This is a genomic window from Actinosynnema sp. CA-299493 (assembly GCF_050946825.1).
GTDB lineage: Bacteria > Actinomycetota > Actinomycetes > Mycobacteriales > Pseudonocardiaceae > Actinosynnema.
Map to the genome: position 1 here is coordinate 1,075,116 of NZ_CP191993.1, position 17,089 is coordinate 1,092,204.

At 71.6% G+C, this 17,089-nt stretch carries 18 protein-coding genes, 2 tRNA genes and 1 other RNA gene; 13 read left to right on the forward strand and 8 right to left on the reverse strand.

Translation table 11 applies throughout. From position 1 onward, the window contains the following. Positions 1 to 71 precede the first annotated feature (71 nt). A tRNA-Met gene (locus tag ACQPYE_RS05275) sits at positions 72 to 145 on the forward strand. A gap of 297 nt (positions 146 to 442) precedes the next feature. Continuing rightward, a tRNA-Met gene (locus ACQPYE_RS05280) sits at positions 443 to 519 on the forward strand. A gap of 53 nt (positions 520 to 572) precedes the next feature. Here the strand turns inward: ACQPYE_RS05280 and ACQPYE_RS05285 are convergent. Beyond that, positions 573 to 770, reverse strand: a complete 198-nt coding sequence (locus tag ACQPYE_RS05285; RefSeq protein WP_053717392.1) for a hypothetical protein — start codon at positions 768 to 770, stop codon at positions 573 to 575. A 378-nt stretch (positions 771 to 1,148) separates the two neighbouring features. Here ACQPYE_RS05285 and ACQPYE_RS05290 point away from each other — a divergent pair, with 378 nt between their 5' ends. The 6 genes from ACQPYE_RS05290 to ACQPYE_RS05315 all read left to right on the forward strand — a co-directional run bounded on the left by ACQPYE_RS05290 (position 1,149) and on the right by ACQPYE_RS05315 (position 5,299). Beyond that, positions 1,149 to 1,649 (forward strand): PadR family transcriptional regulator, encoded by a 501-nt coding sequence (locus ACQPYE_RS05290; protein WP_498719580.1) that lies wholly within the window; start codon positions 1,149 to 1,151, stop codon positions 1,647 to 1,649. 51 nt (positions 1,650 to 1,700) lie between these two features. Beyond that, complete coding sequence (gene prfB / locus ACQPYE_RS05295) at positions 1,701 to 2,801, forward strand: peptide chain release factor 2 (RefSeq protein WP_498719582.1); 1,101 nt, start codon at positions 1,701 to 1,703, stop codon at positions 2,799 to 2,801. 67 nt (positions 2,802 to 2,868) lie between these two features. Then, positions 2,869 to 3,558 carry a cell division ATP-binding protein FtsE gene (ftsE, locus tag ACQPYE_RS05300; protein WP_123743906.1) on the forward strand — a complete coding sequence of 230 codons (690 nt, stop codon included), beginning with the start codon at positions 2,869 to 2,871 and terminating at the stop codon, positions 3,556 to 3,558. A 53-nt stretch (positions 3,559 to 3,611) separates the two neighbouring features. Then, the gene (gene ftsX, locus ACQPYE_RS05305; protein WP_123743905.1) at positions 3,612 to 4,514 is read left to right on the forward strand and encodes a permease-like cell division protein FtsX; all 903 of its coding nucleotides are present in this window, start codon (positions 3,612 to 3,614) and stop codon (positions 4,512 to 4,514) included. Positions 4,515 to 4,544: 30 nt separating this feature from the next. Continuing rightward, positions 4,545 to 5,021 carry an SsrA-binding protein SmpB gene (smpB, locus tag ACQPYE_RS05310; protein WP_498719585.1) on the forward strand — a complete coding sequence of 159 codons (477 nt, stop codon included), beginning with the start codon at positions 4,545 to 4,547 and terminating at the stop codon, positions 5,019 to 5,021. Positions 5,022 to 5,047: 26 nt separating this feature from the next. Next, entirely contained in the window at positions 5,048 to 5,299 is a 252-nt protein-coding gene (locus ACQPYE_RS05315) for a hypothetical protein (protein WP_498723109.1), read from the forward strand. On the opposite strand, the gene ACQPYE_RS05320 is transcribed toward ACQPYE_RS05315, so the two are convergent. Both ACQPYE_RS05320 and ACQPYE_RS05325 read right to left on the reverse strand, forming a co-directional pair. Beyond that, positions 5,281 to 5,925 carry a response regulator gene (locus ACQPYE_RS05320; protein ID WP_498719587.1) on the reverse strand — a complete coding sequence of 215 codons (645 nt, stop codon included), beginning with the start codon at positions 5,923 to 5,925 and terminating at the stop codon, positions 5,281 to 5,283. The two genes, ACQPYE_RS05315 and ACQPYE_RS05320, sit on opposite strands and share 19 nt — an antisense overlap. Then, positions 5,913 to 7,163 carry a sensor histidine kinase gene (locus ACQPYE_RS05325; RefSeq protein WP_498719589.1) on the reverse strand — a complete coding sequence of 417 codons (1,251 nt, stop codon included), beginning with the start codon at positions 7,161 to 7,163 and terminating at the stop codon, positions 5,913 to 5,915. The genes ACQPYE_RS05320 and ACQPYE_RS05325 overlap by 13 nt, the downstream gene beginning before the upstream one ends. Before the next feature lie 166 nt (positions 7,164 to 7,329). On the opposite strand from ACQPYE_RS05325, the gene ssrA reads away from it, so the two are divergent. Further along, positions 7,330 to 7,702: a transfer-messenger RNA gene (ssrA, locus tag ACQPYE_RS05330) on the forward strand. Positions 7,703 to 7,764: 62 nt separating this feature from the next. Here the strand turns inward: ssrA and ACQPYE_RS05335 are convergent. The 5 genes from ACQPYE_RS05335 to hrpB all read right to left on the reverse strand — a co-directional run bounded on the left by ACQPYE_RS05335 (position 7,765) and on the right by hrpB (position 12,882). Next, positions 7,765 to 8,634 (reverse strand): SDR family NAD(P)-dependent oxidoreductase, encoded by an 870-nt coding sequence (locus ACQPYE_RS05335; protein WP_498719591.1) that lies wholly within the window; start codon positions 8,632 to 8,634, stop codon positions 7,765 to 7,767. 106 nt (positions 8,635 to 8,740) lie between these two features. Continuing rightward, positions 8,741 to 9,319 (reverse strand): TetR/AcrR family transcriptional regulator, encoded by a 579-nt coding sequence (locus ACQPYE_RS05340; protein WP_498719593.1) that lies wholly within the window; start codon positions 9,317 to 9,319, stop codon positions 8,741 to 8,743. A 147-nt stretch (positions 9,320 to 9,466) separates the two neighbouring features. Beyond that, entirely contained in the window at positions 9,467 to 10,078 is a 612-nt protein-coding gene (locus ACQPYE_RS05345) for an alpha/beta fold hydrolase (RefSeq protein ID WP_498719594.1), read from the reverse strand. Next, complete coding sequence (locus tag ACQPYE_RS05350) at positions 10,075 to 10,500, reverse strand: hypothetical protein (RefSeq protein ID WP_498719595.1); 426 nt, start codon at positions 10,498 to 10,500, stop codon at positions 10,075 to 10,077. Before ACQPYE_RS05350 ends, ACQPYE_RS05345 begins: the two co-directional genes overlap by 4 nt. A 57-nt stretch (positions 10,501 to 10,557) precedes the next feature. Beyond that, positions 10,558 to 12,882: an ATP-dependent helicase HrpB gene (gene hrpB / locus ACQPYE_RS05355; RefSeq protein WP_498719596.1), complete on the reverse strand. Its 2,325-nt coding sequence runs from the start codon at positions 12,880 to 12,882 to the stop codon at positions 10,558 to 10,560. A gap of 28 nt (positions 12,883 to 12,910) precedes the next feature. On the opposite strand from hrpB, the gene ACQPYE_RS05360 reads away from it, so the two are divergent. The 4 genes from ACQPYE_RS05360 to ACQPYE_RS05375 all read left to right on the forward strand — a co-directional run bounded on the left by ACQPYE_RS05360 (position 12,911) and on the right by ACQPYE_RS05375 (position 17,041). Next, positions 12,911 to 14,011, forward strand: coding sequence for a glycosyltransferase family 2 protein (locus ACQPYE_RS05360; RefSeq protein ID WP_498719598.1), 1,101 nt, complete (start codon positions 12,911 to 12,913; stop codon positions 14,009 to 14,011). A gap of 4 nt (positions 14,012 to 14,015) precedes the next feature. Continuing rightward, positions 14,016 to 14,828: a GNAT family N-acetyltransferase gene (locus ACQPYE_RS05365; protein ID WP_498719599.1), complete on the forward strand. Its 813-nt coding sequence runs from the start codon at positions 14,016 to 14,018 to the stop codon at positions 14,826 to 14,828. A 61-nt stretch (positions 14,829 to 14,889) separates the two neighbouring features. Next, positions 14,890 to 16,206 carry an MFS transporter gene (locus tag ACQPYE_RS05370; protein WP_498719601.1) on the forward strand — a complete coding sequence of 439 codons (1,317 nt, stop codon included), beginning with the start codon at positions 14,890 to 14,892 and terminating at the stop codon, positions 16,204 to 16,206. A 67-nt stretch (positions 16,207 to 16,273) separates the two neighbouring features. After that, positions 16,274 to 17,041, forward strand: coding sequence for a DsbA family protein (locus ACQPYE_RS05375; RefSeq protein WP_498719603.1), 768 nt, complete (start codon positions 16,274 to 16,276; stop codon positions 17,039 to 17,041). Positions 17,042 to 17,089 lie beyond the last annotated feature (48 nt).

A 17,089-nucleotide genomic window follows, 5' to 3' on the forward strand; every position in this document is an offset into this window, starting at 1 on the left:
TGGCCTGAGACACGTTCCGGGCCACCCGATTTGCATTCCGGTCAACCCCCGGCGTAGAGTTCTAAATGCAGCGCGGGGTGGAGCAGCTCGGTAGCTCGCTGGGCTCATAACCCAGAGGTCGCAGGTTCAAATCCTGTCCCCGCTACAAAGTGGGAAAGCCGTGTTCACGGAAAACGTGAACACGGCTTTTTCGCATTTACACCGGGGGTCCAGCCCCGGACCCCGGGCAGGAGGGCTTCGCCCCCTGCGCCCCTGACCGGGGGCGTTGCCCCTGGACCCCGAAACCGGTGCAAGTTGGGTCGGTAGGTGTGGGGTGGTGGCTGGGTGTTGGTGGGGGATAGGGTGGGTCTCGCCCGGGTGATGGGGCGGGTGAGCTGGGGATATGCGGTTAAGGGACCCCGGTGAAAAGTGGTTTTCGGGGCGTGTATAGTTGTCCTTACAGCGCGGGGTGGAGCAGCTCGGTAGCTCGCTGGGCTCATAACCCAGAGGTCGCAGGTTCAAATCCTGTCCCCGCTACCACGTGAAAGGCCCCCGGAGTTTCGACTCCGGGGGCCTTTCGCTTGTGCGCGTGCTCAGGTCATGTTCTCGGCCCAGTACTGGGCGCACGTGAGGGAGCACACCCGGCCTTCGCCGCTGACCGTGCGATGCCTGCGGATCTGCTTGCCGCACACCATGCACTCGTCCTTGCCCGCCTGCTCCGGGATCGTGCCGGACGCCCAGGCGCGGGCGTTGCGGACTACCTTCGTCCCCGTCGTCCATTTGATGCCCACAGCTGACCTCCCAGTCGTACGAACACCCGACGTAATGGTCCCACCACGGGACGTGTTTGCCACGTCGAGAGCACGACATCACCGGGTTGTGCTATCGCCCGATGGGGCCGGTGGGGGCGGGTGGCAGCGGCGCGTGACGTCGCGCTGCCGTTCGAGTGAACGCAATAGTGCGGTTTCCCTTGCCCCTCAATGGATTTCCACTCGACGTGGACAAACCGGGTCAAGGGGCCGAACGCGTGGCGTTGCCCGGAGGGCGGTTACGCAGCGATGTTTGCGTTGCTCCGCTTGGCCCAACTCGACTAGCCCGTGATCAGCCACAGTGGACAGAACGGCTGACCATTGTGGACAGCGACCGGTGAGCGTGGCACCGTTGGTGGGGTGTCGGACCTGAATGCGACGGCGGCGGCCCTGCTCGGGCTGCTGCACGACGGACCCAAGACCGGTGGCCAGCTCGTGGCTGAGGCCGGAGAGCGCTTCGGCGCGTTCTTCAGCGTCACCCGCAGCCAGGTCTACCGCGAGCTGCCCGCGTTGGCGGACGCAGGCCTGCTGCGCCTCGGCAAGCAGGGCCCGCGCTCCAGCCAGCAGTACGTGCTGACCGCGGCGGGCAAGAAGGCGTTCAAAAACTGGCTGCTCTCCGAGCCGGGGCCGGACCACCTGCGCAGCCCGTTGATCCTGCGGCTGGTGCACGCGGGCTCCCTGACCGCAAAACAGCGGCAAGGGCTCGTGGACTCCGCCCGTGCGACCTACGGCGCCCACCAGGAGGCCCAGAAGATCGCCGCCAAGACCGCCGAGGACGCCTACGCCAAGGCGGTCGCCGAGTTCGGCCTGGCGCACGCCAAGGCCGTGCTCAAGCTGCTCGACGCCATCCCGACGGCCTGAACCGCGCCCACCGGTCGCACTCCGCGACCGGTGCCGGCGTAATCTTGGGACGTGAATCCCGACGTCGAAGCAGACATCAAGGACCTCTCCGCCACCCTCACGAGCATCGAGGCGGTGATGGACCTCGATGCGCTGCGCGCGCAGGTCGCGGAGCTGGAGGAGGCCGCGGCCCGCCCTGACCTGTGGGACGACCAGGAGAAGGCGCAGAAGGTCACCAGCCTGCTCTCGCACCGGCAGGGTGAGCTGCGCCGCATCACGACCCTGCGCGAGCGCCTCGGCGACCTGTCGATCATGTACGAGCTGGCCGAGGACGAGGGTGACGCGGGCAGCCTCGCCGAGGCGGACACCGATCGGGCGAAGCTCCGCGAGGAGATCTCCTCGCTGGAGGTCCGCACGCTGCTGTCCGGCGAGTACGACGAGCGCAACGCGCTGGTCACCATCCGCGCCGAGGCCGGTGGCATCGACGCGGCCGACTTCGCCGAGATGCTCATGCGGATGTACTCCCGGTGGGCCGAGCGGCACGGCTACGGCGTCGACGTGTTCGACACGTCCTACGCCGAGGAGGCGGGCATCAAGTCCGCCACGTTCCGCGTCACGGCCCCGTACGCCTACGGCACGCTCAGCGTCGAGCAGGGCACGCACCGCCTCGTGCGCATCTCGCCGTTCGACAACCAGGGCCGCCGGCAGACGTCGTTCGCGGGCGTCGAGGTGGTGCCCGTGGTCGAGCAGACCGACCACGTCGACATCGACGAGAAGGACCTGAGGGTCGACGTCTACCGCTCGTCCGGTCCCGGTGGCCAGGGCGTCAACACGACCGACTCGGCGGTGCGCCTGACGCACCTCCCGACCGGCATCGTGGTCTCCTGCCAGAACGAGCGCTCCCAGTTGCAGAACAAGGCCACCGCGATGGCCGTGCTCCAGGCCAAGCTGCTGGAGCGGCAGCGGCAGGAGGAGCGGGCGAAGATGGACGCCCTCAAGGACACCGGGTCGAGCTGGGGCAACCAGATGCGCTCCTACGTGCTGCACCCGTACCAGATGGTCAAGGACCTGCGCACGGAGCACGAGGTCGGCAACCCGTCCGCGGTGCTCGACGGCGAGATCGACGACTTCCTGGAGTCGGGCATCCGTTGGCGCAAGCAGCACCAGTCCTGATCGGTCAAGCCCCCGTCCGGCGGGCGAGACGAGGGCTTTACCCCGCCCGCGAGTACACTCGCGCCTCGTGATTCGCCTCGAACACGTGTCCAAGGTCTACAAGAGCTCCGCGCGTCCCGCGCTCGACAACGTCTCGGTCGAGATGGACAAGGGTGAGTTCGTGTTCCTCATCGGGCCTTCCGGTTCCGGGAAGTCCACTTTCCTGCGGCTGCTGCTGCGGGAGGAAGTGCCCAGCAAGGGTCGCGTGTACGTGTCGAACTTCGACGTGGCCAAGATGTCCCGGCGCCGGGTCCCCCGCCTGCGCCAGTCCATCGGCTGCGTGTTCCAGGACTTCCGGCTGCTGACCAACAAGACCGTGGCGGAGAACGTCGCGTTCGCGTTGGAGGTGATCGGCAAGCCGCGCAACACCATCGTGAAGGTGGTGCCCGAGGTGCTCCAGCTGGTCGGCCTCGACGGCAAGGCGGACCGGATGCCGCACGAGCTCTCCGGCGGCGAGCAGCAGCGGGTGGCCATCGCCCGCGCGTTCGTCAACCGGCCGCTGGTGCTGCTGGCCGACGAGCCGACCGGGAACCTGGACCCCGACACCAGCCAGGACATCATGCTGCTGCTGGAGCGGATCAACCGCACCGGCACGACGGTGGTGATGGCGACCCACGACCACTCCATCGTCGACTCCATGCGCCGTCGCGTGGTCGAGCTGGACAACGGCCGGATCATCCGCGACGACGCGCGGGGTGTTTACGGCGTGGGTCGCTGAGCCCGAGGCCGCCGGACCCCCTCATCCCCCGACCCTGAGGAACGTTCCCCCCGATGCGTACCAGCTTCGTGTTCAGCGAGGTCGTCACCGGCCTGCGCCGGAACGTCACGATGACCATCGCGATGATCCTCACGACCGCGATCTCGCTCTTCCTGCTCGGTGTCGGCCTGCTAGTCGTCAACATGGTGGGCAAGATGCAGGACGACTACCTCGGCCAGCTCGAGGTGGCGGTCATGCTCACCAACGACATCAGCGTGAACGACAAGGACTGCACGCAGCAGCCCTGTTCGAGCCTGCGCAGCCAGCTGGAGACCACCTCCGGGGTCGAGACGGTCGTCTACGAGAACCGCGACAAGGGCTTCGAGCGGTTCAAGAAGGTCTTCGAGTCGCAGCCGGAGCTGGCGAAGCTGGCCCGTCCCGAGGCGATCCCGGCGATGTTCCGGGTCAAGCTGGAGGACGCGCAGCGGTCCGACGTGATCGTGCAGGCGTTCACCGGCAAGGCGGGCGTCAAGAAGGTCGACGACCAGCGCGAGGACCTGGACCGGCTGTTCGGCTTCCTCAACGGCGTGCGGGACGCGGCGCTGGCGCTGGCGCTGCTCCAGGCGTTCGCCGCGCTGATGCTGATCTCCAACACGATCCAGGTGTCGGCGTTCACCCGGCGCACCGAGGTCGGCATCATGCGGCTGGTCGGCGCCACCCGCTGGTACACCCAGCTGCCGTTCCTCATCGAGGCGGTGGTCGCCGGCGTGATCGGCGCGGTCGCCTCGATCGGGTTGCTCGTGGTGACGAAGCTCTTCCTGCTCAACCGGGTGCTCGGCGAGCTGTTCGCGGCCAACATCATCCCGGAGGTGAGCATGGTGGAGATCCTCTTCCTCTCACCCATCCTGGTCGGTGTGGCGATAGCGATCTCGGCGCTGACCGGCTACGTCACGCTGCGTCTCTACGTGCGCCTATAACCGCTGGCGCGCTCACGTAAGGTTTCGGTCATGGTCAAGGAACGCGGTCAGAAGGTGATCGCGTCGAACCGCAAGGCTCGGCACGACTACACCATCCTCGACACCTTCGAAGCCGGTGTCGTGCTCGTCGGCACCGAGGTGAAGAGCCTCCGCATGGGCCGGGCGTCCCTCGTGGACGCCTTCGCCCAGGTGGACGACGGCGAGATCTGGCTGCACGCGCTGCACATCCCGGAGTACGTGGCGGGCACCTGGACCAACCACGAGGTCCGCCGCAAGCGCAAGCTCCTGCTCCACAAGGGCGAGATCGAGCGGCTGATCGGCAAGACCAAGGAGAGCGGTCTGTCGCTGATCCCGCTGTCGATGTACTTCAAGGACGGGTACGTCAAGATCGAGCTGGCGCTGGCGCGCGGCAAGAAGTCCTACGACAAGCGGCAGGACCTCGCCAAGCGGGACGCGGAGCGGGAGATCCAGAAGGCGCACGGCCGCGCGTTGAAGGGCCGCTACTGACCGCCGCCGTCCCCGGCCTGGTCGACGTGCACGTGCACTTCATGCCGCAGCGCGTGCTGGACGAGGTGTGGGCGTTCTTCGACGAGGCGTCGCGGCACTACGGCGTCGACTGGTCGATCCGGTACCGGCTGCCCGACATCCCGTACGACTACTCGGCGCAGTTGGCCGCGATCGAGGGCTGGGCCGCCGCCGACGACCGGCTCGGCGAGCCGTTCCTGCGGGCCGTGCTGCACGACAACGGCGCCGGGCTGCTCGGCCTTCAGCCCAGGTTGAGGTAGGCCAGCACGGCGCGCACGCGGCGGTGCTCGCTCGTGCTGGGCTCCAGGCCGAGCTTGGCGAAGATGTTGCCGACGTGCTTCTCCACCGCGCCGTCGGACACGACCAGCGAGGCCGCGATGGCGCCGTTCGACAGCCCTTCCGCCATCAGCCCGAGCACCTCGCGCTCACGCTGGGTGAGCGAGTCGACCGGGTTGCGCCGGGACCGGGCCATCAGCTGCGTGATGACCTCGTGGTCGATGCTCGTGCCGCCGTCGGCGACCCGGCGGACCGCGGCCACGAAGTCCGCCACGTCCGCCACGCGTTCCTTGAGCAGGTAGCCGACGCCGTTCGCGCCGCCGGCCAGCAGCTCCACCGCGTACCGCTCCTCCACGTACTGCGAGAGGACCAGCACGGGCAGGTCCGGGATGCGCTTGCGCGCCTCGATCGCCGCCCGCAGGCCCTCGTCGGTGAACGTCGGCGGCATCCGCACGTCCACCAGGGCCAGGTCGGGGCGGTGCTCGTCGATCGCGGCGAGCAGCGCGCCGCCGTCCTCCACCGCCGCGACCGTCTCGATGCCCTCGTCGGCCAGCAGGCGTTGCACCCCCACCCGCAGGAGGACCGAGTCCTCCGCGATCACCACGCGCACGGCAGCTCCGTCCGGATCACGGTCGGCCCGCCGATCGGGCTCACCACGACGACCACGCCGTCAATCGTCGCAGCCCGGTCCGCCAGCCCCGCGAGGCCACCACCGGGGCGGACCTCCGCGCCGCCGCGGCCGTTGTCGGTGACCTCCACCACCACGGAGTTCGCCGTGCGGGACACCTTCACGTGCGCCCGGGTCGCGCCGGAGTGCTTGGCGGCGTTGGTCAGCGTCTCGGCGACGGTGAAGTACGCGGTGCTCTCCACCGCCGTCGGCGGGCGCGGCTCGACGTCCACCTCCACCTCGACCGGGAACGGCGACCGCGCGGCCAGCGACGACAGCGCCGCGTCCAGCCCGCGGTCGCCCAGCACGGAGGGGTAGATGCCGCGGGCCAGGTCGCGCAGCTCGGAGATGGCGAGCTTGGCGTCGGCGTGCGCCTCGGCGATGAGCTCGCGGGCGCCGTCCGGGTCGGACTCCATCTTGCCGCGCGCCCGGCCGAGGCCCATGGCCACGGCGACCAGGCGTTGCTGCGCGCCGTCGTGCAGGTCGCGTTCGATGCGCCGGCGCTCCGCCTCGGCGGCCTCCACGCCGCGGGCCCGGCTGGCGGACAGCTGCTCCGCCTTGGCCGACAGCACGCCGTAGCGCGAGGGGCCGAGCAGCGACTGGGCGAGCAGCGCGTGACCCCGGCCGAGGGCCTTGAGCACCCGGTGCGACAGGACGCCGAGCAGCAGGCCCAGGACGCTGACGGGGATCGCACTGGCGAAGGAGTCGACCAGCCACACGGTGCCCGGGCTGAACGTGACCTCCCACGTCACCGGGAGCCAGTGCAGGTAGAACGGCAGGAACACGGTGGCCGCGACGACCGCCCACAGCGTCACCGTGAGGGCGAACTCGAACACGCCCAGCGGCAGCATGATCAGCCAGTAGGCCAGGTCGCGCCACGTCGCCGGGTCCTTGGCGACGGCCTTCGCGCGAGCGGTGGCGCCCTCCTCGGGCAGCGCCCGGTACGGCCGGGGGATGTCCACGCCGAGGGTCGCCCGCAGCCAGGCCCGTTCGGCCGTCGCCGCGCCGCGCGCCAGGGTCAGCGTGAGCACGCCGAGGGGCACGCCGACCCAGATCACCGCGGTGCCGATGCTCACCGCGCCCAGCGCCACCAGCAGGATGAACCAGAAGAGCCCGGTGACCAGGTTCAGCAGGAAGTACCCGCTGACCCGGCCGATGTTCGGGTTGACCCGCGTCGCCATGTCCCCACCTTCACGCCCGATGTTGCCCTGACCAGCATCGCTCGAACGGGTGATCGGGACCATCAGGTCCGCCGGTCGGCGAGGGGTGGGGCCAGCCCTACCAACGTAATGGGAATGAACCGGGGGTCGCGGGGGGTTATGCTGTGCGTGGCAGTGCCCACGACACGGGGGTGAACGGTTTCGACTTTGTGCGTTGATTCAAGGGAAGCGTGCCGGTGCAGGCGAGAGACCACCGTAAGCGTCATCGCAAACCAATAAGCGCCGAGTCTAACGACCAGCGCGCGTTCGCCCTCGCCGCCTGAGGCTAGGAGCGACGCTGTCGGCCCGGAGGAGCCTCCGCTCCGGTCGCCGGCATCAGCTAGGAGGCTCACCGCCGTCCCCGGCCACGGGGAACGGTCGGGACACCCACAGTGGCTGGGCTCATCACGATGACTTGTCCGCGTGATCATCGGGGCCGAGTAGAGGTGTAGTGGACTGCGCACGGAGAAGCCTTGATGATGCGGCAGAGGACCCGGGTTCGATTCCCGGCACCTCCACCACCACGGCGGCCCCTTCCTTCGGGAAGGGGCCGCTCGTCGTTGGTGGCCGTGCTCGGGCGGTGCTAAACGGGTGCGTGGCGGTGGCTGAGGCGGGTGACGGCCTCGGCGACGCGGGGGTCGGTGGCGGCGCGCGGCGGTGTGACCGGGTGAGCGTTCGGGCCGATGACCACACCGGTCCGGCCGGTCAGGGAGTCGTCGGTGGCGGCGAAGACCGAGGACCTGGCCGCGGTGGACGCCGGGCCGGCGGTGGAGCGCTCGAAGACCCGGCGGACGATCGGCCAGAGCAGCCGGAGGCCGGGGGAGACGATCCGGGGGTCGTCCATCCTGCCGGTGGTCATGTCGGTCGCGGCGCCGCCCGGGTCCGCGGCGAACACCGAGACGCCCGAGCCGTCGAGGCGGGCGGCCAGGGCCAGGGTGTAGGCCAGGTTGGCGAGCTTGGCGCGGCCGTACCAGTGGAAGCCGTAGTAGCCGCCGGGTGGTTCGACGGCGTCGAACGAGCGCCGGGCGGTGCGGACGGCGCCCGAGGTCACGGTCACGACCCGGCTCGGCGCACCGGCGCGCAGCACCGGTAGCAGCAGTTCGGTCAGCAGGTAGGGCGAGAGGTGGTTGACGGCGAACGTCGCCTCGACCCCGTCGACCGAGTCCTGGCGCTCGGCGAACATCGCCCCGACGTTGTTGACCAGCACGGTCAGCGGGCCGTCGGCCGCGATCCGGCCGGCGAGGGCGCGGACGGCGTCCAGCGAGGCCAGGTCGGCGGCCAGGAAGCGCGCCGGGTGCGCCGGCCCCGTGGCGTTGATCCGCTCGATCGCGCGGGCGCCGCGTTCGGCGTCACGCCCGACCACGGTGACCGCGAAGCCGGCGGCGGCCAGTCCCACGGCGGTCTCCAGGCCGATTCCCGCTGTTCCCGCTGTGACGACCGCTGTTCGCTCCACCGTGGCACCGCCCTTGTCCGGATAACTATCCGTTTCACCGTAGCAGAAGTGGATAGTTATCCGGTTCGATGTGCAAGGGGTGGCCGGGCATCGGGACGGGCGAGGATCAGTCGGTGGGCCGCAGACCGGCCACGAGGATGTCCAGGTACAGGTCGGCGTAGCGGGGGTCGTCGTCGCCGGAGCGCACCGCGTGCCCCACGCCGCACAGCAGCCGCCTGACGTCGTCGGGCACGACGTCGGGGCGGACGACGCCCGCCTCGTGGGCCCGGTGGAGCAGGGGCGTGACGGCCCGGTCGAGTTCGGCCTTCAGCGCGGCGGTCGGCGCGCCGGCGCGGTCGGCCGACTCCAGCACCGCCGCGAACCCGGGGTCCGCCAACGACAGGTCGAGCGTGTGCCGCAGCAGGCCGCGCAGGCCGCGCGCCGGGTCCGGGTCCGCCGCCGCCTCCAGCGCCCGCTCGACCAGGCGCTGGAAGCGCTCGGCCACCAGTGCCTCCAGCAGCGCGTGCCGGGTCGGGAAGTGCCGGTACACCGTGCCCACGCCCACCCCGGCGAGCTTGGCGATGGCGTTGAGCTGCACCGAGTCGTCACCGGCGGCCAGCCGTGCCCGTGCCGCCTCCAGCACTCGTTCGCGGTTGCGGGCGGCATCGGCGCGCATCGGCGCTGCCCGCTCGTCCCTCGCGCTCACGTCGTCAGCATAGGTCCGCTCCCCACGCCCCGACCCGTGCGCTCGGGTCGGCGAGAACCGGTTGTGGATCGAGGTGCGCGGGGCGCGGTTGGCGCTGCTGCGGGAGTTCCCGAGGGCGTTGGTCGGGCCGGCGGTCGTGGCGGTCGGCTAGCGGTCGGCCAGGTAGGCGTTGACCAGCTTCGCGACCAGGGTCGGGTTCTCGCGGGTCATGGCGTGGGTGGTGTCGACGTGGACGACTTCGACGTTCGGCGGCAGGGTCGGGAGGTCGCGGGCCAGGCCGTGTCGGTACGCCTCGAACAGGGGGTGGCCGGGCAGCGGCTTGGTGGCCAGGGCCAGCAGCATCGGGCAGCGGAGGTCGCGGAACACCTCGAAGCAGTCGAGGTCTTCCAGGGCCTGTTGCAGTTCGGGTTGGCCGTAGGCGCGGAAGGATTCGCGCAGCGCTGCGATTTCTTCTGCGACGGCGCTGGGGTCCAGGTAGCGCTGCGGTTGAGTGGGCACGCCGTGGCCGTCGAGGTTGATCACGGCCGGGCACTCCGGGTGGCGCCTGCCCCACAGCGCGGCGACCATGCCGCCCAACGACATGCCGAGCACGGCGGGGTTGTCGGTGGCGTGTGGTTCGATCCGGTCCAGGACCGAGTCCCAGTCCCACGGGCCGGTCAGCGGCAGCGGGACGACCTCGTGCGCGCCGCCCACGGCCGTGATCACCTCGTCCCAGTCCTCCGGCGAACCACCCGCGCCGTGCAGTGCCAGTACCTTCATCCGCCCAACCTCGCTCGTACCGAGGCGACGGTCACGCCGCCGCCGTCCGCGTTCCGCGCCAACTTGCCGCGCCGCACCAGGTCGTGGACGCCCTGCTTGGTGACGCCGAGCATCGCGCCGGCGACCGAGTACGACACGGCCGGCGTCGCCGGGTGGCCCATCCGCCGCGCCACGACCTGGCCGAGCGGCGTGCGCCACCAGTCGACGGGTGGGTCGAACGGCTCGTCACCGGGGTACAGCGCGCCGATGAGCCGCGCGATGGCGTGCACGGCCGCCGCATCGTCGTCGCCCCGCATGGCCGCGGCCATCCGCCGCGCCACCTCGTCGGCGCGGGACGGCAGGTCGCCGACGTCGTCGAAGAGGATCTCCAGCGGGTCGAGCAGCCGGGTGCGGATGATCGTGGCGATCTGTTCTGCGAGCACTCCCGCATCACCTCCTTGACGGGGTGCGTCAAGTACTTGACGCACCCCGTCAAGTAGCTAACGGCGGGCCGGGCGGGCGGTCAGCGGGTCCTCCGGCCAGCGGTGCTTCGGGTAGCGGCCCCGCAGTTCCGACCTGACCCGCGGGTAGCCCGTCCGCCAGAACGACGCCAGGTCGCCGGTGACGGCGGTCGGCCGACCGGCGGGTGAGAGCAGGTGCAGGACGATCGGCACGCGGCCGTCGGCCAGGCGCGGGGTCTCGGTCCAGCCGAACACCTCCTGCACCTTCACCGGCAGCACCGGCTCGGCCGCGGAGTAGTCCACCCGGATGCGTGAACCCGAAGGCACCTCCAGCCGGTCCGGTGCGAGTTCGTCGAACCGCGCGGCGGCGGGCCAGGGCAGGAGTCGGCGCACGACCTGCTCGCCGCTGATGCGGGCCAGGTCCGCCTTGCGGCGCGCGTCGCCCACGTCGACCACGGCGAGCAGCGCGTCATCGTCCACCGACGGCCACGGGTCACCGATCACGCGGTGCAGGAACGCCATCCGCTCACGCGTGCGCAACCCGTCCGCGTCCCACCGCAGGAGACCGACGCCCTCCGCGCGCAGACCTTCCAGGAGCGCGGCGCGGATCGCCTCCCGGTCGTGCAACGGCTTGCTGGACAACGTGATCGCGCCCAGCTTGCGCAGCCGGTTCGCCACCACGTCGCCGTCCCACCGCACGTCGTCCTCCTGGACCAGCAGGGACGACGCGGCGGTCACGGCGAGGTCCTCGTCGGCGCGTGCGGCCAACCGGATGCGACCGTGCGCGCGGCCCGCCTCGCGGTCGGCGACGGCCACGGCGAGCCACTCGGCATCGGCCAACGCGCTGCCCGGCGGCAGCTCCACCGCCGTGCCGCCGGCCATCAAGTACACCGGCGAACCGGGGGAACGCCTGCGCGCCAACCGTTCCGGGTAGGCGAGGGCGACCACGAGGGCGGGGTCGCCGTGGCCCGTGCCCTCGACCATCGCGGCCAGGCGGCGGACCTCGCGCGGGTCGGCGTCACGGGTCGACAGCTCGACCCCGGAGCTCGCCCGGTCGTCGTCCAGCAGCGCCACCACCTCGGCGGCCTTGCGCGCGCCCACGGCCGCCGCGCCGTCCAGCAACGCCCGTGCCAGCCGGGGGTGCAGGCCGAGGTCGGCCATCCGGCGGCCCCGATCGGTCGCGCCGCCGTCCGAGTCCAACGCGCCCAGCGCCCGCAGCACCGATCGGCCCGCGTCCAGCGCGCCCGGCGGCGGCGCGTCCCACCAACCGAGCCCTTCGCCGTCCGGCACGCCCCAGCAGGCCAGTTCCAGGGCCAACCGCGTCAGGTCCGCGGTGCGGATCTCCGGCTCCGGGTAGCGCGGCAGCGTGCTGTGCTCGTGCGCGGGCCAGCAGCGGTAGACCTTGCCGGGCGCCTCACGTCCCGCCCGGCCCGCGCGCTGGTCGGCCACCGCCGCGCTGACCCGGACCGTGGCCAGGCCCGACAACCCGCGCCGGTGGTCGACCCGCGGCACCCGCGACAGCCCCGAGTCCACGACGGCGCGCACACCCGGCACGGTCAGGCTCGACTCGGCGATCGCGGTGGCCAGCACGACTCGTCGCCGGGCTCCCGGGCGCAACGCGTCGTCCTGCGCGGTGGTGGTGAGGCGACCGTGCAGCGGCAGCACGTCCACGTCGTCGCCGAGCAGCGCGGCGCAGCGCCGGATCTCCGCCACGCCCGGCAGGAACGCCAGCACGTCACCGTCCACTTCGGACAGGGATTGGCGGATGGCGCGGGAGACGGTGGCCTCGACCCGTTCCCGACGTGCCGGCGGGGTGTGCACGACGTCCACCGGGAACGTCCGCGCCTCGACCCGGATGACCGGCGCGTCGCCGAGCAGGTGCGCCAGCCGCTCGGCCGCCACGGTCGCGGACGTGGCCAGCAGCCTGAGGTCCGGCCGCAGCCCGGCGCGGGCGTCGAGCAGCAACGCCAGCAGCAGGTCCGCGTCCAGGTGCCGCTCGTGGCACTCGTCCAGCAGCACCGTGCCGACGCCCGCCAGCTCCGGGTCGTGCTGCAACCGCCGCACCAGCAGCCCCGAGGTCACCACCTCGATCCGGGTGTTCTTCGAGGTCCTGCGGTCGCCGCGGACCGAGTAGCCCACGGTCTGCCCGACCGGTTCGCCGAGCAGGCTCGCCATCCGCGCGGCGGCGGCGCGAGCGGCCAGCCGGCGTGGTTCGGCCACGACCACGCGACCGTCCAGCGCCAACGGCACCAACGTCGTCTTGCCCGTGCCCGGCGGCGCGACCAGCACCGCCGAGCCGTGCGCGGTCAGCGTGGCCGCGATCTCGCCGAGCAGCGGTCGGATCGGCAGGTTCGGCAGTTCCACGGCCCCAGTGTTGTGCCACTGTGGACCCATGGGGAAATGGGGTGTCCTCGGCGCGGCGGTGGCCCTGGCCCGCGCGGCCGTGACGATCAAGGTGTGGCAGGAGGTCGAGCGGCTGCCCGCGACCCAGGTGGACGCCGGCCCGGTCACCGTCGTCGTGCCCGCGCGCGACGAGGAGCACGCGATCGACCGGTGCCTCGCCGGCCTGCGCCGGCAGGACTGCGCGGACCTGCGGATCGTGGTCGTGGACGACGCGTCCACCGACCGGACCGCGGAGATCGTGCGGCGGCACGCGGCGGAGGACCCGCGCGTGCGGCTGGTGAGCAGTTCCGGGCCGCCGTCCGGCTGGGCGGGCAAGGTGCACGCGCTGCACGTGGGCACCGCCGGCGCCGACACCGACTGGCTGCTGTTCGTGGACGCCGACACCGAGGCCGCGCCCGACCTGGTCGGCAGGCTGCTCGCGGGCGCCCGGCGGGACGACCTCGACCTGGTCTCCACGTCCGGTCGCGGCGCCAAGCCGAGCGCCGGGTGGTGGCTGCTGCTGCCGCCGGTGAACCAGCTGCTGTTCGAGACGACGAGCGTGGACGGGCGGCGCGGCATGGCGCTGGCCGTCGGGCACTGCATCCTGGTCCGCCGCGCGGCCTACGAGCGGGCGGGTGGCTGGGCCGCGATCGCCGGGTCGCGCGCGGACGACGTCGGCTTCGCCACGCTGGTCCGCGACACCGGCGGTCGGACGCGGTACGTGGACGGCGCGGACTCGCTGACCACGTCGGGCCTGGACACGTTCGGCGGCACGTGGGCGTCGATGCGCAAGAGCATGGTCGCCGGCACGTCCCTGTACGCGAAGGGACCGGCGAGCGCGTCCCTGTCGCTCGGGTCGACCGGTCTCGCGCACATCGCGTACGGGGTCGTGCCGGTGGTGACGGCGTTGCGCGGGTCCAAGCCCGGGATGCTGGCGTGGCTCGGCCAGTCGCTCGCCGAGTGGATCTTCCTGCGGCGGTCCCGGCAGCCGCGGTCGGCGGCCGTGCTCGCGCCGCTGGCCTACGTCACGTTCGGCGCGCTGTCGCTGGACGCGGCGTGGCGGGCGTTGCGCGGCACCACGAAGTGGAAGGGCCGGGACGTGCGAGGCTGACGTCGTGGTTGACCCGCTGCGCGATCCCGACGACCCCGACCTGCTCGACCCGTACCGGGCCCGTGACCTGGCCGAACTGGTGGAAACCGCCCGGCTGGCCGCCGGCGCCGTCCGGTACGGCAAGGTCGGCCGCGTCGGCGTGGCCCAGGTGGTGGTGAACCGGGACAACCCGCTGCCCGGCGGCAACCACGCGTGCGGCGTGTACGGGTCGTCGGCCGAGGTCGCGGGCACGCTGATGCGGCTGGAGCAGACGTTCGCCGACGTGGGGCGCGCCGAGGCGGTGCTGTACGCGTCGCCGACCACGGTGGCCGAGATCGAGGGCATCGCCGACGACACCGGGTGGCACGCGGTCGAGGAGTCGTTGGCCGTCGTGCACCGGGGTGGCGCGCGGCGGTCGCCGCTCGTGCGGCCGGCGTCGGACGCGGACCTGCCCGGCATCGCCGAACTGCTGGCCGACGACCTCGGCGTGGACGGGCCGCGGCTGCTGCGACACCTCGGGCAGCGGCTGGACGACCCGCGGTGCGTGTTCGTCGTGGTGGACGACGGCGATCGGATCGGCGGGTTCGCGTCCGGGTTCGGCGAGCGCCGGGTCGGGTTGGTCGAGCACGCGGTCGTGCGACCGGCACGCCGTCGTCGTGGCCTGGGCAAGGCGCTGGTCGACGGCGTGGTGGTCGAGCTGCGGCAGGAGGGCGCGTTGCTGGTGGCCTCGCACGTGGCCGAGGGCGGCGCGGGGGAGCGGTTCGTGGAGGCGTGCGGCTTCGAGGTCTGCTACCCGGTGACGGCCTACGCGCGCAGGGTGGACGAACTCCTCGATTGAGTGTTCGGCCGCCGCACCGCATATCCTTAGCACAGCTAACGGAGATCGGAAGGGGCGCACAGTGCTGGGGACCGGGTCCGATGTGAAGGTCAAGCCCCGGCTACCCGGCGAGGTGTGGGTGCTCGTCGTGGCGAGCTTCATCATCGCCCTCGGGTTCGGCATCGTGGCGCCCGTCCTGCCCGCGTACGCCAAGAGCTTCGACGTCGGCACCTTCGCCGTGTCCGCCGTGGTCAGCTCGTTCGCCCTGGTCAGGCTGCTGTTCGCGCCGATGAGCGGCCGACTGGTCAACCGGTTCGGCGAGACGTGGGTCTACATCGTCGGCATCCTCATCGTCGCGGTCGGCACCGGCGCGTGCGGCTTCGCCACCGCCTACTGGCAGCTCATCGTGTTCCGCTCGTTCGCGGGCATCGGGTCGACCATGTTCACCGTGGCCGCCGTGGGCCTGCTGATCCGGATCACGCCCGCGCCGATGCGTGGTCGGGCGTCCGGGCTGTGGGCGACCGGGTTCCTGCTCGGCAACATCGGCGGCCCGATCCTCGGCGCGGCGCTCGTGGAGATCTCCATCCAGGTGCCGTTCGTCACGTACGCGGCGGCGCTCGTGGTGGCCGCGCTGTTCGTGTGGTGGTTCCTGCGCCGCTCCACGCTCGCCGCCGCGCTGGACAAGTCCGTCGAGCAGGAGTCGATGCCGGTGCGTGCGGCCGTGCGGCTGTCGGCGTACCGGGCGGCGTTGGCCTCGGGGTTCGCCAACGGGTGGGCCGTGTTCGGCGTGCGGATCTCGTTGGTGCCGCTGTTCGTGGTGGAGGCCCTGCACAGCACGCCCGCCATCGCCGGCATCTCGCTGTCGGTGTTCGCGGCCGGCAACGCCGCCGTGCTGATGATCTCCGGGAAGCTGTCCGACACGATCGGGCGCAAGCCGGTCGGCATCGCGGGGCTCGCGGTGTCCGCGGTGGGCACGGTGTGGCTCGGGTTCAGCGTCGGCGTGCCGATGTTCATGGTGGCTTCCCTGGTGGCGGGCATCGGCGCCGGGCTGCTCAACCCACCGCAGAACGCCGTCGTGGCCGACGTGATCGGGACGAAGGCCAAGGGCGGGCCGGTGCTGGCGGCGTTCCAGATGGTCGCCGACTGCGGCGCGATCGTCGGGCCGCTGCTGGCCGGCGTGCTGGTGGACCAGTTCTCGTACCAGGCGGCGTTCACCCTGACGGGTGCGATGGCCGCGGTGGCGATGGTGTTCTGGCTGTTCGCGCCCGAGACCCTGCCCCGGGAGGAGGAGACGCACGTCGCGTCGGAAGTGGCTGGTGAGTCCGGGTGCCTGGACGAGGGGCCCGAGGTGCCCGTCGGCGAGCGCGTGGCCGGTCGTCCGCGTCAGCCGGACGCGTGAGCGCTCAGGTTCCGCTCAGCATCTCTCGGTAGCCTGCGGGCCGGGTTTTGACCGGGAGGGCAGTGCGGTGGGTGGCGCGGAGCGCAACGCTCGGAAGAAGAAGCAGCAGCAGGCGGCGACCAAGGCGGTGGTCTCGGCGCGTGGCGCGTCCGGCGACCGGAACAAGGTCATCATCGGCGTGGTGGTCGTCGTGGTGCTCGCCGTGGCCGTGATCGGCGGGGTGATCTGGTCGTCCTCCGATTCGGACTCGGGCGCGGACGACTCGTTGGCCAACCCGCCCTCGGTCTCCGGTGTGTCGGCGCCGATCGCGCGCGAGGCCGGCGTGGTGGTGGTCGGCAAGGACGGCGCGAAGGTCACCCTCGACCTGTACGAGGACTTCCTCTGCCCCGCCTGCGGCGCGTTCAAGAAGGCGTACGGCGAGCAGATCAAGCGGGAGATCGAGTCGGGCGCGCTCAAGGTCCGCTACCACGCCCTGCCGTACCTGAACCGGCTCTCGGACCCCGAGGGGTACTCGCGTGACGCGGCCAACGCGGCGCTGTGCGCGGCCGACGAGGACAAGTTCTGGGAGTACCACGAGACGTTGTTCCTGCGGCAGCCCGAGGAAGGTGGGCCGGGGCACACCAAGGCGGAGTTGGTGAAGCTCGGCACGGACCTCGGGATCACCGGCGACGCGTTCCGGCAGTGCGTGGAGAGCGGCGCGCACGAGCAGGACGCTCAGGCGGGGCTGGACGCCGTGCGGGCGACGGGCAAGTTCAAGGGCACCCCCACCGTGATGAAGGACGGCGAAGTCGTCGAGTGGGACGACCGCGACTGGCTGACCAACCTGCTCAAGTAACCCCGCACACCCCCGCTCAGCAGGCCGGATGCCGTAGGGTGCCCCCCG